The 15,722-nt window shown below is 61.1% G+C and carries 11 protein-coding genes; 8 read left to right on the top strand and 3 right to left on the bottom strand.

Annotated features, from left to right (window positions below; translation table 11 throughout):
* Window positions 1-30: 30 nt before the first annotated feature.
* Both NET03_RS06615 and pyk read right to left on the bottom strand, forming a co-directional pair.
* A complete protein-coding gene (locus NET03_RS06615) occupies window positions 31-378 on the bottom strand; it encodes a zinc-ribbon domain containing protein (RefSeq protein WP_252128111.1) in 348 nt (115 codons plus the stop codon).
* A gap of 611 nt (window positions 379-989) precedes the next feature.
* Window positions 990-2,432 carry a pyruvate kinase gene (gene pyk / locus NET03_RS06610; protein ID WP_252128110.1) on the bottom strand — a complete coding sequence of 481 codons (1,443 nt, stop codon included), beginning with the start codon at window positions 2,430-2,432 and terminating at the stop codon, window positions 990-992.
* 544 nt (window positions 2,433-2,976) lie between these two features.
* Here pyk and NET03_RS06605 point away from each other — a divergent pair.
* The 6 genes from NET03_RS06605 (at window position 2,977) to NET03_RS06580 (ending at window position 10,645) form a co-directional block, all read left to right on the top strand.
* Window positions 2,977-4,026: an NAD(P)-dependent alcohol dehydrogenase gene (locus NET03_RS06605; RefSeq protein ID WP_252128109.1), complete on the top strand. Its 1,050-nt coding sequence runs from the start codon at window positions 2,977-2,979 to the stop codon at window positions 4,024-4,026.
* Between the two features lie 25 nt (window positions 4,027-4,051).
* Entirely contained in the window at window positions 4,052-4,549 is a 498-nt protein-coding gene (locus NET03_RS06600) for an adenosine-specific kinase (protein ID WP_353655791.1), read from the top strand.
* Window positions 4,550-4,666: 117 nt separating this feature from the next.
* On the top strand, window positions 4,667-5,680 hold the full coding sequence (gene pdhA, locus NET03_RS06595) for a pyruvate dehydrogenase (acetyl-transferring) E1 component subunit alpha (protein ID WP_252128107.1): 1,014 nt from the start codon (window positions 4,667-4,669) through the stop codon (window positions 5,678-5,680).
* 13 nt (window positions 5,681-5,693) lie between these two features.
* A complete protein-coding gene (locus NET03_RS06590) occupies window positions 5,694-6,698 on the top strand; it encodes an alpha-ketoacid dehydrogenase subunit beta (protein ID WP_252128106.1) in 1,005 nt (334 codons plus the stop codon).
* A gap of 30 nt (window positions 6,699-6,728) precedes the next feature.
* Window positions 6,729-8,054 carry a dihydrolipoamide acetyltransferase family protein gene (locus NET03_RS06585; RefSeq protein ID WP_252128105.1) on the top strand — a complete coding sequence of 442 codons (1,326 nt, stop codon included), beginning with the start codon at window positions 6,729-6,731 and terminating at the stop codon, window positions 8,052-8,054.
* 497 nt (window positions 8,055-8,551) lie between these two features.
* Window positions 8,552-10,645 (top strand): DUF4815 domain-containing protein, encoded by a 2,094-nt coding sequence (locus NET03_RS06580; RefSeq protein WP_252128104.1) that lies wholly within the window; start codon window positions 8,552-8,554, stop codon window positions 10,643-10,645.
* 175 nt (window positions 10,646-10,820) lie between these two features.
* Here the strand turns inward: NET03_RS06580 and NET03_RS06575 are convergent, their stop codons facing one another.
* A complete protein-coding gene (locus NET03_RS06575) occupies window positions 10,821-11,825 on the bottom strand; it encodes an AI-2E family transporter (RefSeq protein WP_252128103.1) in 1,005 nt (334 codons plus the stop codon).
* Between the two features lie 110 nt (window positions 11,826-11,935).
* On the opposite strand from NET03_RS06575, the gene uvrA reads away from it, so the two are divergent.
* Together uvrA and NET03_RS06565 are read left to right on the top strand one after the other, a co-directional pair.
* Window positions 11,936-14,824, top strand: coding sequence for an excinuclease ABC subunit UvrA (uvrA, locus tag NET03_RS06570; RefSeq protein WP_252128102.1), 2,889 nt, complete (start codon window positions 11,936-11,938; stop codon window positions 14,822-14,824).
* A 224-nt stretch (window positions 14,825-15,048) separates the two neighbouring features.
* Complete coding sequence (locus NET03_RS06565) at window positions 15,049-15,669, top strand: HNH endonuclease (protein WP_252128101.1); 621 nt, start codon at window positions 15,049-15,051, stop codon at window positions 15,667-15,669.
* Window positions 15,670-15,722: the final 53 nt, after the last annotated feature.

Here is a 15,722-nt window from a genome sequence, read left to right as displayed (position 1 = left end):
GGTGGCGTCCGTTCTCAGTGGATACGAGGATCAGTAGCCGGACGAGACTTGCCGCCGAGCGCGGAAGCAGTCCGAGCAGTAGACCGGCCGATCCTGCCGGGGCAGGAAGGGAACCATCGTCTCGCGACCGCAATCGCTGCAGATCGCCGGATACATCGGGCGATCTTGTCGCGACTCGCGCGGCTCTCGGCTGCGGTACGAGGGTGCATCACCACGCCCACCGCGCCGAGCGCGGGCGGCCTGGCGGCACGTCGGACAGCGGGAAGGCTCGTTGGTGAACCCCTTGTCCGCATAGAACTGCTGCTCGCCAGCGGTGAAAACGAACTGCGTGCCGCAGTCGCGGCAAGTCAGGACCTTGTCAGTGAACCCGAAACTCATCTCGTGGGTCTCCTTAGGAACTCTTCTTGGCGAACAGCTCACGCTGTTCGCCTCCGGAACCAGTACTCACTCTAGCCTTGGGGATTCGCCGCCGAGATGAGTTCGGGGAGACAGGCCCTCACTGTCGCCTCGACCACGCGCGCGGTACCCTCGGCTATTAATTTCACTATAACACGCCTCGTATCCATACGCAAGGGCAACAGCACTCGCGGATCTCTGCCTCCCAATCAGGCAGAGGATCTTGCTCCCCCACCGGTCCAATCTCTGCTGCCCCACAATATCAGGCGACTTTTTGAAGCGATCCAAGCACCCGAGGACGCCCTCCCTGACCCCCGTGCTCACCGTCCACCCAAAGGTTTGGGCCACAAGCAAACCAGGATAGTGTGCCGCAGGGCAATCCTCTGAGAAGAACGCGCAGCGTTGCTTTCTCTCCAGTCGCTCGAGTGTTTCCACTCCTGCTGGTTCCGTCCACATAGGCGAATGGGTGTGAAGCAAAGTTCTCTGTCGTTTCGCCACAGCTTCGGTCTCGTAGAGTCCGCGGCTCGCCACCTTCTCCTCACGGCGTTCGCTCCTGACAGTCGGACGATGCGATCAAGGCATACCCGGCCTGATCAAAGCTGCCGGAGATGGAGAGTATCGGCGTGTCCCGGCTCTGGGAAGTACCGCAAGCTAGCAATGAAGACCGCATGATCCGGTGGCGCAGCAAGGCCGGTTGTGCGCGCGGCACGGGCAGCTTGCTCGATCAACTCCTCACTCGTCTCTGCGAACGCCGAAACAGCAATCGGCGAGACACCCCAAACAAGCGCAAGTTGGCGGGCAACGAATGGATCGCACGTCACGGCGACGATCGGGACACCCGGTCGCTCACGCGCCACCTCACGGGCAGTGAAGCCGCTGCGGGTGATGGCCACAATCACCCGTACGGCGCGCCAGCGGCGTGCAAGGTCCGTCGCCGTGCGAGCGATGGTCGCTGCGATCGTCGTCGGTTCTTCTTCCTCTGGAATAGGAATCGGGGCAAGATGCTGCTCTGTTGTGACAATAATCCGGTGCATCATCGTGACCGCCTCGACCGGATATTGTCCGGTCGCGGTCTCCGCACTGAGCATGAGCGCATCGGCTCCCTCCAGCACGGCATTGGCCACGTCACTCACTTCGGCGCGTGTCGGGATCGGCTGCATCGTCATCGATTCCAGCATCTGTGTCGCGATGATGGAGGGAATGCCGGACGCGCGGGCCACGCGGATGATGCGCTTCTGCGCGACTGGCACTTCCTCTGGCGGCAGCTGAACTCCAAGGTCACCGCGTGCCACCATGAGCGCGTCACTGACCCGCGCAATCTCTCGGATGGCTGTTAAGGCTTCCGGTCGTTCAATCTTGGCGACCAGTCGCACCCGACCGCCGAGTTCCTGCACCACCTGACGTACAGCCAAAACGTCCTCCGGTGCAGTCACAAAGCTCACGCCGATGTACTCCAGCCCGTGCTCGACCGCGAAAGCAATATCTGCACGATCGCGCTCGCTCAGCCTGAACGGCCGCCCTAGCACGCCCGGAACGGCAACGCCTTGGCGCCCTCGGAGTTGTCCACCCCGCATAACTCGCGCAATCAGTTCTTCTCCTTCACGCGCCTCGATGACGAGTTCGATCAGGCCGTCACTGATCAACACGCGGTGGCCAGGCTGCAGGCACGCCACGAGTTCCGGATCGTCGATGCTGATCCGATCCGGCGTAATCGGCTCGTTCCCTGGTACAAGCCGAATACGCATCTCTCGAAGGAGCCGAAACGGCTCCCCCCCAAGAGGGCCGGTACGTGGCTTCCAGCTCGCCAGATCCTGCAAGATTGCAATCGGCCGGCCAGCAGCCTCCGCGGCAGCACGCAGGCGTGCGACGATGGCACGACGCTCTTCTGGTGCATTGTGCGCGGCATTGACCCGAAAGACATCAACGCCAGCGGCGATCAGTTCCCGGAGAATCGCCTCGTCCCAGGAAGCAGGGCCGATCGTGGCCACGATCTTCGCCCGGCGCTGACACGGACTCTTGCGACTTTCTCCCATCATCCCCCCTGTGCTTCGCTGCTCTGACGAGCAGATCAGCATAGTCCCCTCGCCTGTGGCACGCAACGTGGACCGTGCACGAGGGCGATCGCCTCACCCTCGCCCATCAGGATCCTCGTGCCCCCCACGAAGCTGCCCGTTCCGGTCACAAGGAGGACTCTCTCCATACAGCACTCGCCGACTGCGCGAGAACAGAACGCGCCGAAGCGCCCCTACCAGGAGAACAGAGCCTGCGGTTTCCCATGGTCGAGGGATCAGTCGGAGCCTCAAGAGCCTTCCTCATGAAGACGCATCGTCCGTCCGCGACGGCGGGTGCAGTCACGTTACTTTCTCCCATCACTGTGATGGGCATGCCTTATGAGGTTCGGCCGAGTCTTCCGAGAGCACATGGGCTTCGCCTGGGAAGGCCACCGGGAGGAATGGCTGCTCTTGCAGTACGAACTCGACTGAAGGAACCGCTCGCTCCTTTCGGAGCGTTCGACCGAGTCGCGCATGCGTGTTACGATCTCTGATGTACCGGCACGAATTCGTGGGAAGGACAAGGACAATGCGCGCCGCGCGCTTGCACCGGTACGACACGAGCCTGGAAGGGCCAGAGTACCTGGTGCTGGAGGAGCTACCTGATCCAACCATTGTCGAGCCGGACGATGTCATCGTCCGCATTGATGGCGCTGGCGTCTGCCGGACTGACCTCCACATTATCGAGGGACAGTTCCGCGACCATATCCCCATGAGGCTACCCTACACCTTAGGCCACGAGAACGCTGGATTTGTCGCTGCAGTCGGCTCCGGCGTCCAGCGTTTCAAACCTGGCGATCCGGTAATCGTCTACCCGCAAGTAACCGATGGGACATGCCTCGCCTGCCGACGTGGCCAAGATATGTACTGCGAGAACGGCGAATTCCCAGGACTCACGCGCGATGGTGGCTTTGCCGAATTTCTCCTGACAAAGGAGAGAAATCTTGTGCGACTGCCGGATGGTGTCTCGCCGCGGGCGGTTGCCCCCCACGCCGATGCGGGCCTAACGGCCTACCACGCAGTGAAGCGAGCATTGCGCTGGCTCGATCCAGGAGACACGGTGGTACTGATCGGCTTTGGGGGCCTGGGACACATCGCCTTCCAGCTCCTGCAGGTACTCGCGGGTGTACGCACGATCGTCATCGATCGCTCCGAATTGGCACTCCACCTGGCACACGAGCTCGGCGCAACGTGGACGATCCAGGCGGGCACGGAGACTGATGTGGTCAGCGAAGTGCGGCAGCGGACTGGCGAACGCGGCGCAGCAGTAGTGCTGGACTTCGTTGGGGAAGGATTGACTCCTGCCCAAGGACTCGCCATGACCCGACGCGGTGGAGCCTACTTCGTCATCGGCTATGGCGGACGGCTGGAGGTCCCGACGATGGAGCTCGTCAACCAGGAGAAGGCAATTCTTGGGAATCTGGTCGGCACGTATGCCGAGCTGGCGGAACTGATGGAGTTGGTCGGGGAGGGACGGATCAAGGTCGCAGTGACCTATTACCCGCTCACGCAGATCAACCAGGCATTACGCGATCTGCGCGACGGACGTGTCAAGGGACGTGCAGTCGTGGTGCCGTAAGACAGGAAAGGAGACGAACATGCCGATTGAACTCGTCACAGTGCGGATCGAAAAGCCTGATCACGTCAACATCATTTTCGGGCACAGCCACTTCATCAAGACGGTAGAAGATTTACACGAAGCACTCGTGAATGCCGTGCCTGGCATCAAATTCGGGCTCGCCTTCAGTGAGGCCTCAGGACCACGGCTGGTGCGCTGGAGCGGAACCGATCCGGAACTCACCGAGCTGGCGCGACGCAATGTCATGAACATTGCGGCTGGTCACTGTTTTCTGATCATGCTCGGCAATGTCTATCCAATCAATGTGCTGCCAGCTGTTCGCAACGTCGTTGAGGTTTGCACCATCTTCTGCGCTACCGCCAATCCGGCCGAAGTCGTCCTGGCCGATCTCGGCGAGCAACGCGCCGTGCTCGGTGTGGCGGACGGCTTTAAGCCGTTGGGGATCGAAGGGGAAGAGGATATCGCAAAGCGGATGACCTTCCTGCGGCAGATTGGGTATAAGCTCCACCCTGGGGTATCATAAGCGACGGTTGTGCCGGGATACCGTCGCAGCGGAGGTCGCAAGCACCACAGTGCAGTGGGGCCCGTCGAACACAGCGGGCCGATTGCGACCAAGGAGATTGAAGACAGGAGGGATGTGATGACCAGTACAGTTGATGGTCAGCTGCCTGGGGTAGCCCTCCCCAAGAGCGAACTCCTCGAGATGTACCGTCTGATGGTGCTGATCCGGCGTTTCGAAGAAGTGGCAGCTGAACAGTATGCGCTCGGCAAGATCGCTGGATTCTTGCATCTCTATATCGGTGAAGAGGCGGTGGCGGTAGGGGCGATCCGGGCGATGGACCCGGAAGACCACCTCGTAACACATTACCGGGATCACGGATATGCACTGGCGCTGGGACTGGATCCACGGCGCTGTATGGCCGAACTCTTTGGCAAGGCAACTGGACTCGTTGGGGGTCGTGGCGGGTCAATGCACTTTGCTGATGCCTCGAAACACTTTTGGGGCGGCTACGCCATCGTGGCAGGCTTGCTACCAATTGCCGCGGGGCTTGGGCTGGCCAGCAAGTACTTGAACCAGCGTCGGGTCGCCGTCGCAATCTTCGGTGACGGCGCGACTAACAATGGCGCCTTCCACGAGGCGCTCAACTTCGCCGCGCTCTGGAAACTCCCCGTCCTCTTCCTTTGTGAGAACAACCAGTATGGCATGGGTACGGCAGTGCAATATGCTTCAGCGGTTCGCGAGATGTATCGCAAGGCTTGTGCCTACGACATCCCGGCGGAGCAAGTGGACGGACAGGATGTCATTGCCGTCTACGAGGCAACCAAGCGGGCGCTCGACCACTGCCGCAGCGGCAACGGCCCCTACTTTCTGGAAGCCCTGACCTACCGGTATCGCGGCCATTCGATGGCCGACCCCGAGACCTATCGCTCCAAGGAAGAAGTCGAGGAGTGGCGACGACACCGTGACCCGATCACGCGCTTGCGCGAGCAGCTCCTAACGCACAACGTGGCAACGATCGAGGAACTCGCAGCGCTCGATCGAGCTGTTGAGGAAGCAGTCGCCGAAGCAGTGCGGTTCGCCGATGAGAGCCCAGACCCCGATCCCGCGACGCTCACCCAGTTTGTCTATGCCGACCCGATCACGGTCAGCTAGAGAGGGGTAGAGGATGGCACGCGAAATCACATACCGCGACGCGCTGCGCGAGGCGTTGCGCGAGGAGATGTATCGCGATGAGCGCGTCTTCCTGATGGGTGAGGATATTGGAGCGTACGGCGGATCGTACGCCGTCACGCGAGGCTTTCTTCAGGAGTTTGGTCCGGAACGCGTCCGTGATACACCGATCGCTGAGCTCGGGATTGTGGGATTGGGCGTCGGTGCTGCCATTGGCGGTCTGCGACCAGTCGTCGAGCTCATGACCATCAACTTCTCCCTCCTGGCCATGGACCAGATTGTGAACCATCTGGCGAAGATCTACTACATGTTTAACGGGCAGTTCACCGCGCCGGTGGTGGTACGGACAGTCGAGGGCTTCGGGCAGCTCGCCGCGACACACTCGCAGTTCTTTGAGAACTATTTCGCTTATGTCCCGGGGCTTCGTGTCGTGGCACCGGCTGTTCCAAAGGACGCGAAAGGGTTTCTCAAGGCAGCCGTCCGTGGCAATGACCCGGTCATTTTCATCGAACATTCGCTCATCTATCGCAATCGCGGTGAGGTGCCGGACGGAGAAGACTTCGTCCTGCCGCTGGAAGGGGCCGAAGTCCGACGCGAGGGTCAGGACGTGACCATCGTCTCCTGGCTGCGCGGATACTACCTCGCGCTCGGGGCAGCCGAGGAACTCGCCCGGGCGGGGATCGAGTGTGAGGTCATCGACCTACGGGTATTACGCCCGCTCGACGTCGAGACGATCGTCCGCTCAGTGCAGAAGACGAACCGCCTCGTGATCGTCGAGGAAGGATGGAAATCCTTCGGTGTTGGTGCCGAGATCGCAGCAGCGGTTCAAGAGCGAGCGCTGGATTACCTCGATGCCCCGATCCTGCGCGTGGCGAGCGTCGAAGTACCGATGCCGTACGCCCGTAATTTGGAGCGTCTTGTGGTACCAAACAAGGATCGAGTTATTGAAGCGGTTCGGGAGGTGCTCTATCAGCGCTTGCCGGCGCCACTAACTCGCTAGCGCGAGCGAGCTGGGGACGGAGGGAACCAGATGGCACGACCACTCGTCATGCCCCAGATGGGGTATGACATGAAAGAAGGCACAATACTCCGCTGGCTCAAGCACGAGGGCGATCGGGTCGAGCGCGGCGAGCCGATCGCCGAAATCGAGACCGACAAGGTCAATCTTGAAATTGAATCGTTCGCCTCAGGCGTTCTCTTGAAACTCGTTGCCAAGGAAGGAGAAACGGTTCCGGTCGGCCAGCCGATCGCGATCATCGGAGAACCGGGGGAGAAGCTCGAAGAGGAAGCGGTACCAGCCGGAGCAGCCGTCGGTGCTGCAGCGCCCGCTGCACCAGCAGCTCCGCCACCCCCCAGCGCGACCGTTGCACCTGCCGAGGAAGCGATCCTCGTACCTGGTGAACGAGTCCGCGCCTCACCCCTCGTCCGGAGGCTCGCAGCCGAGCATGGCATCGATCTCTCGAAAGTGCGTGGCAGCGGTCCCGGTGGGCGCATTGTCAAGGAAGACATCTTGGCGCTTCTTGCTGCACCGCGCGCTCCGGTGGCACCAGAACTTCCAGCTGCACCGCCAGCTGCCCCACCGCCGCCACCACCAGCCGCCCCACCTGCACCACCTGCCGCACCACCGGCTGCACCACCCGCACCACCAGGTTTGCCGGAATTCGAACTTGTCGAACTCAGCCGCATGCGCCAGACGATCGCTCGGCGCATGGCCGAGAGCTTCCAGCAGGCTCCGCACTTCTTTGTCACCACAGTCGCCGAGGTCGACGAGCTCCTGAACTTGCGGGAGCAGATCAACGCACAGGTCCCAGAAGAGGAACGGGTCTCGGTGACCGATCTCTTGATCAAAGCCTGTGCGCTAGCACTCCGCGACTTTCCGACGCTTAATGCCAGCTTTGTCCCGCCCAACCAGCTTCGCATCTACAAGCGGATCGACATCAATATCGCTGTTGCAACCGAACATGGTCTCATTGCGCCGTTCATTCCCGACGCTGACCATAAACCTCTGGGGGAGATCGCACGCCTCACGAAAGACTTGATTGCCCGTGCCCGAGAAGAGCGGCTCCGGCCCGAGGAGTATCAGGGCGGCACCTTTACCATTTCCAACCTTGGGATGTTTGGTCTCGTGGAACACTTTACCGCCATCATCAACCCGCCACAGGCGGCGATTCTCGCTGTCGGAAGTATCGTGCGCGAGCCGGTCTACCGAGAGGGAAGCGATGAGCCGGTTCCGGTGCGTCGCATGCGGATGACGCTTTCCACTGATCACCGGGTCGCCGACGGTGCGGCAGCAGCACGCTTTCTTGCAGCGGTGCAGCACCTGCTTGAGCACCCAATGTTGCTCCTCGTACGCTGAACCTGTTGGTCACCTTCACCGTCCAGCCCGCCCAAGGTGCTGTAACACCAGGGCGGGCTTCCACGTTCTCAAGAGTGGGGAGAGACACGACGGAAGTGGGAGAAGACGACACGCTACACACTCGCAACGATAGACCTTTTGGTTGTCGGCGCAGCAAGTACCTCTCATCACGAAAAGGAGACGACGCAATGCACCAAGAATCCACAAGGGAACGAGGCATGTGTCATGGCAACACGACGCGGTGGCCAGCCCTCCTTGCACCGATGATCGATCTGACTCGTACCGATACATGCCTCTTTTAGTTGACGCATGTCATACGAAGTGGGAACATTATGGATACCGTGAAGTGCCCTGAAGAGCATACGGTAGGACCTGCAAGTCGTCGCGAGGTCACTGGACTATCGAAAGACCTTGCAGGAGGGAGGTGGGGCAACCAACAGCGGGCAAGTCATCATGACCGGATGAGTACCGGACGTGACACAGAAGGGGGACGAACGATGCCACAGCGAATGAGACGACTCCTTCTCGCACTCATACTCGTTGCCGCGGCCTTTGCTGCCCAGCTGGCACCAGCAGCGGCCCTCTGGACACCGATGACCCCGGTCAGCAGCACATGGCAAGTGAACGACCAGCTGATCATTCCCTATGTGCCGAACAATGAGCTACTGGCTGGGACTGGTCCGTGGCATGGCGTGGTGCAGATCGCCAATGCGAGTTCCTTCGCCGTCGCCGTCGATATTGCCAAAGCTGATGGCACACCAATCACCACGGTGAACATTCCAGGGAACGGCTCGACCGCACTTGCTGCTGCCGCCCTGTTTGGCACCAACCCCGGCGGCGGGCTTTTGCTCTTCGGGCACGAGGTAGGCGCCTGTGCTAGCCAGGCTGTTCAGCAGTACACGGTGACGCGCCAAGCACCAGCCAACTCCGCGGACACCGTCACGCTCACCGTGCCCGGTGGCGTCAACGTGACACATGTCTCGGTCAGTCAGGGATCGACCTGGTATCCACCAGTCGTTTATGCCTGGAATCAGGTCGGGACAACACTCAACATCGACTGGACACCAGGCGGCGCTGAACCGGCGACTAACTCAACCTATCAAGTCGTCGTCGCCTACGACTTTCCCTGTCGGCCAGCGCGCTTGAGCGCCGCAGTGAAGTTGGTTGCTCCTGCCCCATCGACGAACGGCCGCACCAGCAACAGTCATGTCATGGTCAGTGGCTATAGCGGTCTGAGTCAGCAGCAGGGATTGGGGAGCGACCTCGCTGTGCCAATTGCCCAAGCCAATTACAACGGTTGGAAGACTGTGATCCACATTACCAACTTCGGCGGTGGCCCCTGTGCAGCGACCGCTCTCTTCTACCAGCATCCAAGCGGTGCGCAGACGCACCTCCTGTCTCAGTCGATCGCTGCCGGAGCAACCTGGAACCTCGACCTGCAAGCCGCCGGGCTCCCAACCGGCTGGTTGGGCACCGCGCGCATCCAAGGACCTGGCTGCTTCTTGGCAGCTTCGGTCGATCGGGTCAAGCCGACGCAGCCGTGGGGCACACCGGTCAACATGGCGCTGACGAACGTGGCACTGCCTGTGACCAGCTTGAGCCCGACGGTGTACATCCCGCTTGTCTTCCAGGCCTACTTTGACTGGAACACGGGGATCGCGGTGACGAATGTCGGTGGGGGACCAGCAAACGTGACGATCAACTACTACAGTACCACCGGGAGCCTGCTTGGGACGAAGAACCTCACCATACCAGGCAACAGCATGAACTTCGATTACTTGTCGGGAAGTGGTGGCCAGCTGGCACAAGCCGTGTTGACGAGCAGTGCGCCAATTGTCGTCTCGGTGGATGCCGTCAAGTACACTGGTGGTGGTCAAGACGTCGGGCAAGCGTTGACCTCGATGGGCATCAATGACCCGGTCAGCGCGCCCGTGCTCCGCGTACCGCTCTATCAGAAACAGGGGGTCAGTGGGAACGACAACAGCGGTGTCCAGATCTTTAACATCAGCGCCACAACACCGGCCACGGTAACTGTCGACTTTTTTGACGCCGCTGGCACGGCGCAACCACCGTCGCCGCTGACTTTGGCGGTGATCGCCCCACGAGGCGCCGTGACTGTGTACGCGCCGAACTATGGTGCACTGCCCAACAATTTCCAAGGCCAGGTACGAGTAAGCCAGGCACCAGGAAGCGGTCAAGTTGTGGCCATCACGAACAACGTCAATTATGACGTCCAGAACGACGGCTCAGCGGCGTTCAACGTGGCGACAGCCGACCGTGCACTGCGGGTGGACTATGGTCCTGGACCAGGCTTTAAGAACGGAGTGCATACCTTTCTCGTTGCCCAGACGGTGGACGAGAACGGGGTGCAGATATCAGCCCAGCAGTTGATCGTCAGCGGTCCAGGGTTGATGATCAATGGTGGGCCGAGCCCGCAGATCGTGAACACGTCCATGTTCGGCATCGCCACGGTCGAGATCTGGGGCACAAACACCACGGTTCCCGTGACCGTCTGCTGGGATCTCAACACAAATGGTACATGTCAACCCACAGAACCCCAGGTAACACAAACGATGAGTTGGACACCCTGACCCTTACTGGCAGCTCATCTGCTCTCAGTACGGGGCACCGGCAGTCGCCGGTGCCCCCACTTATGAAAGCGGTCTCTGCTTCAATTGGTGGTCTCCTGGCTACACTCACAAGACGCCTGGGCTCCTATGCTTGCGCTCCACTGTTGCAGCCGGGGTACAAGGATGTGGTCGGCAATCACATCCAGCGCTGCCGCGGCTGGCAGCGGTAACGCAGCTCCGGCGACACCGAAGAGCTTCGCGCCGGCCAGAACGGCGAGAAAAGCGCGACGAGTGGATGGACGTCTAGACGCTCACCTTCGACCAACGGGGCAATTACAAGCCCTTTGAGGTTCTGGATGACGACCGACGTAATCACCGTCATCACCAGGGGCACCCATCCAACAAGAGCAGCGATCGTGAAGAGTGGCAGCCGCGCTAGCCAAGGACCGATGCGAGGAATCAGTTCACCAAGCGCGACGAAAAGCCCAAGGAGCAATAGAGAGGGAACACCAAGCAGGCACAGGGCCAGCGCCGTGGCTCCACCGACGATCCCCATCACCGTCAGTTTCGCCCCGATATACGAGCCGAGTCGGCGCCAGAGTTCCACAACCATAGCAGCGACTGTCTCGCGCTGTGCCGGTGGCGAAATCGCGAGGAGCGTCGCGAGAAGGCGCCGCCGATGGACAACAATCATGCTGCTCAGCGCGATGACCGCCACCAGATCAAGCAATGTCGCGAAAACACGCTGTGGAAGCAGCATCAGCCAACGTGCGAGCCCAGAGAGTGCCTGCGCGATCGTCGCTTCCAGCTGCGGCTCGAGCGGCACAAGTTCCGGATAGGTCGTACGGATTTCCTCGTAGAGTGCGCGCAGGTGCTCGAGGTGCTGCACCAACACGGGGAGTTCGTTACGCAACCCGAGCGCCTGGACGACGAGCGGCGGCACGATGAGGAACGTGAGTGCTACCGCTACACATCCAACCAAAATGAAGACGAGCAGCACGGCAACCCCCGAAGGAACGCGATGCCGCTCCAGCCAGGCCACCGGCCGGCTGAGTGTCGCGGCGACGAGCAAGGAGAGGAAACCGAGCACGACCAGATCGCGGAGGACGACGAGCAGCCAGACGAACGCGAGCGCACTCGCTGCTCCCAGAAGCCCCACAGCAATACTCATTGCCAATCGCCAGTTGACGTGTGAGTACATCCTGCTCATTCCTAGCCAAACTACCCACCCGTGCCAGTTGGTCAAACGCGTGTCCCACCCACTGCTACAATAGTCCGGTGCCCGTGTCCGGACACGGGCGGGGGAGTTCCATGGCCAGCGACAAGATCATCGTCCGCGGCGCTCGCGAGCACAACCTCAAAAACATTGACGTCGAGATCCCTCGCGACAAGCTGGTGGTCATCACGGGGCTTTCGGGCTCCGGCAAGTCGAGTCTGGCCTTCGACACCATCTACGCCGAGGGGCAGCGCCGCTACGTGGAATCACTCTCCGCCTACGCTCGCCAGTTCCTCGGTCTCATGGAGAAACCGGACGTCGATCAGATCGAGGGACTTTCGCCGGCGATCTCCATTGACCAGAAGGCCGCGAGTCACAACCCGCGTTCAACTGTTGGGACACAAACGGAGATTTACGACTACCTGCGGCTCCTCTACGCTCGCATCGGCAAGCCACACTGCCCGCAGTGCGAGCGTCCGATTCAAGCGCAAACAGTCCAGCAGATGGCTGAACAGGTCGAGGCGCTTCCCGAGGGCACGCGATTCTTCATCCTCGCGCCGGTGGTGAAGGATCGCAAGGGGGAGCATCAGGGCGTCCTGGAGGAGCTCCGTCGTGCCGGCTTTACCCGTGTGCGGATCGACGGGGAACTCCGTGACTTGGAGGAGCCGATCACGCTGGCCAAGACCAAGCGGCATACGATCGAGGTCGTCGTTGACCGCTTGATTGTGCGGGCACGTGAGCCGGACGACGCGCACGCTTTCCACCTTCGCGTCGTCGAGGCACTGGAGACGGCAGTCAAGCTCGGCGGCGGTATTGCGATCGTCCAGCCGCTCGAAGGGGAACCGATTGTCTTTTCGGAGCGGAACGCGTGTGTCGTTTGCGGTATCAGTTTGCCAGAACTGGAGCCACGGAGCTTCTCGTTCAATAGTCCCCATGGCGCCTGTCCGGCCTGTGACGGGCTCGGCAGTAAGCTGGAGTTCGATCCCGATCTCATCATTCCCGATCCGGATCGCTCACTAGACGAGGGGGCGATCGCCCCGTGGTTCAAGGAAGGACGCGAGAGTAACGAGTGGTACCTTGCCCTCTTGCGCGCATTGGCTCGCACGGAACGATTCCGTACAGACGTTCCCTGGCGCGAGCTCCCTGAACGTATCAAGCACCTCATCCTGTATGGGGACGGCGGGCGCTCGGTCTCCCTCCGCTACGCTGGGAAGAGCGGCCGTGAACGGACATACGTCGCGACCTTTGAAGGGGTCATCCCAAGCCTGCGTCGCCGCTACGCGAGCACGAACTCGGACTACGTCCGCGCTGAGATCGAGCAATACATGGCAGCCTACCCATGTCCAGCGTGCGGAGGGTCGCGACTGCGACCGGAGAGCCGGGCGGTGACGGTCGCTGGCCGGTCCATCGTCGAAGTCACACGGATGGCGATCGGGGAGGCGCTCGCGTTCTTTGACGAGCTCGCTGACGAGACACGGACGCCACTCACCGAACGAGAGCGACGGATTGCCCACCAGATTCTCAAGGAGATCCGCGAACGGCTAAGCTTTTTGGTCGACGTTGGACTCGACTACTTGATGCTTGACCGTCCGACTGCGACCCTCTCCGGTGGTGAAGCGCAGCGGATCCGGCTAGCAACGCAGATTGGCAGTCGGCTGATGGGCGTACTCTATGTGCTGGACGAGCCAAGTATCGGGCTGCACCCGCGCGACAATGGGCGGCTTATCCGGACACTGCTGCGCCTGCGCGACCTTGGGAACACGGTGATCGTCGTCGAGCACGACGAGGAGACAATTCGCGCAGCCGACTGGATCATTGATATCGGGCCGGGTGCTGGAGAGCACGGGGGTCGGGTTGTCGCAGCCGGTCCGTTGGAGGTGATCGTCAACACGCCAGAGTCGATCACCGGACAGTACCTGAGCGGTGCCCGCCGAATCGCGGTCCCCGAGCGACGACGTCCGGGTAACGGCAAGTGGCTGATCGTTCGAGGTGCCCGCGAGAACAACCTGAAGAACATCGACGTGGCCTTCCCCCTCGGTTGCTTCATTTGCGTCACTGGCGTTTCGGGTTCCGGGAAGAGTACGCTCGTCGTCGATACGCTCTACCGACGACTTGCGCAGCTCTTCTACCGAGCGAAGGAGCGGCCAGGAGCGCATGATGCAATCGAGGGGCTTGAGCATATCGACAAGGTGATCAATATCGACCAAAGTCCGATTGGGCGGACACCTCGCTCGAATCCAGCGACGTACACCGGCGCCTTCACACCGATTCGCGAACTCTATGCCTCGCTGCCAGAGGCAAAGGCGCGTGGCTATGCACCAGGCCGCTTCTCGTTTAACGTGAAGGGCGGACGCTGCGAGGCCTGCGAGGGACAAGGCGTCATTCAAATTTCGATGCAGTTTCTGCCAGACGTCTATGTCCCCTGTGAGGTCTGTCATGGCAGGCGCTATAACCGCGAAGCGCTGGAGATCACGTATCGCGGCAAAAGTATCGCCGATGTCCTGGACATGACGGTCGATGAGGCACTTGTCTTCTTCGAGGCATTCCCGGCAATCCGCGCCAAACTGCAGACACTCTCCGACGTTGGGTTGGGCTATATCAAGCTGGGACAGCCGGCCACAACGCTCTCCGGAGGAGAAGCGCAACGGGTAAAACTGGCGACGGAACTCAGCCGCCGGGCAACCGGTCGCACCCTCTATATCCTGGACGAGCCGACGACCGGGCTGCACTTCGCCGACATCGAGCGGCTCCTCGCGGTCCTGCAACGGCTTACCGATGCTGGAAACACGGTCATCGTGATCGAGCATAACCTCGACGTGATCAAGTGCGCCGACTACGTCATCGATCTCGGTCCGGAGGGTGGTGCGGCTGGCGGGTATGTCGTCGCGACTGGAACGCCGGAGGAGCTGACGACCGTCGAGCATTCCTACACGGGGCAAGCGTTGCGGCGGGTATTACCCGCAGTGGCTTCCCTCAGGCAGTAGGACCAATGTGGGCACCAGACACCCGTCTTCCCAGCATGGTGACTCCAGTGCTGAGTGAATCGCGCTGCAAGAAGGTACAGCACTCCCCCGCCTTCTGATACATGGCCGACGGCGCTTGCGCTCGGTATGATTGAAAGCGACCCATCGTTGGGCGCAGTGCTGGTAAGATGCGGCGGGCACGACCAGCACCGGCAGTCTGTAACACGGTCGAACGGAACGTAGACGTGTCGGACACCGATCCTCTCCAACGCCACAACGGTCACGTTGCCTTGGACTTCTCTTCCCAAGGTAATGGCCTTGTGTCCCTCAATGGCCACCGACCAGTTCTCGTGCTCAACCAAAACTACGAGCCGCTGCATGTCGCAACGGTGCGTCGGGCGCTCGTCCTCTGGCTCTCCGGCAAGGCAGAGATCCTGGAGACCTACGAGCATGAGGTGGCCTCGGCACAACGGTGCTTCCCAGCACCGTCTGTCATCCGCCTTCTGAGCTTGGTCAAGCGTCCCCCGGTGCGCGTGAAACTCTGCCGCCGCGAGGTCTTTCTCCGCGATAACTACACCTGCCAGTACTGCGGCGTACGCACCCATGACCTGACGATCGACCATGTCGTGCCGCGTTCCCGCGGCGGTCCGCACACCTGGGAGAACGTCGTCAGTGCCTGCCGGACCTGTAACCATCGCAAGGGAGGCAAGTCGCTTGCCGAAGCGCGAATGCAGCTCTTGCGCCAGCCTTTCGAGCCACGCCCAGGACGGTACTACCTCGTCCAACGCGTGCTCCGCTCACCAGTGCATGAGAGCTGGCTGAAATTCCTCCCCGATCTTGACGTCAAGGGCCAGCGCAGTCGATAACTCGAACGATCGCGCGGGCGATCCATGCTCGGGCGGGACACACTGCCGAAGGG

Source organism: Thermomicrobium sp. CFH 73360 (genome assembly GCF_023806465.1).
Classification (GTDB): Bacteria; Chloroflexota; Chloroflexia; order Thermomicrobiales; family Thermomicrobiaceae; genus Thermomicrobium.
This window is presented reverse-complemented; position numbering and strand designations above follow the sequence as displayed.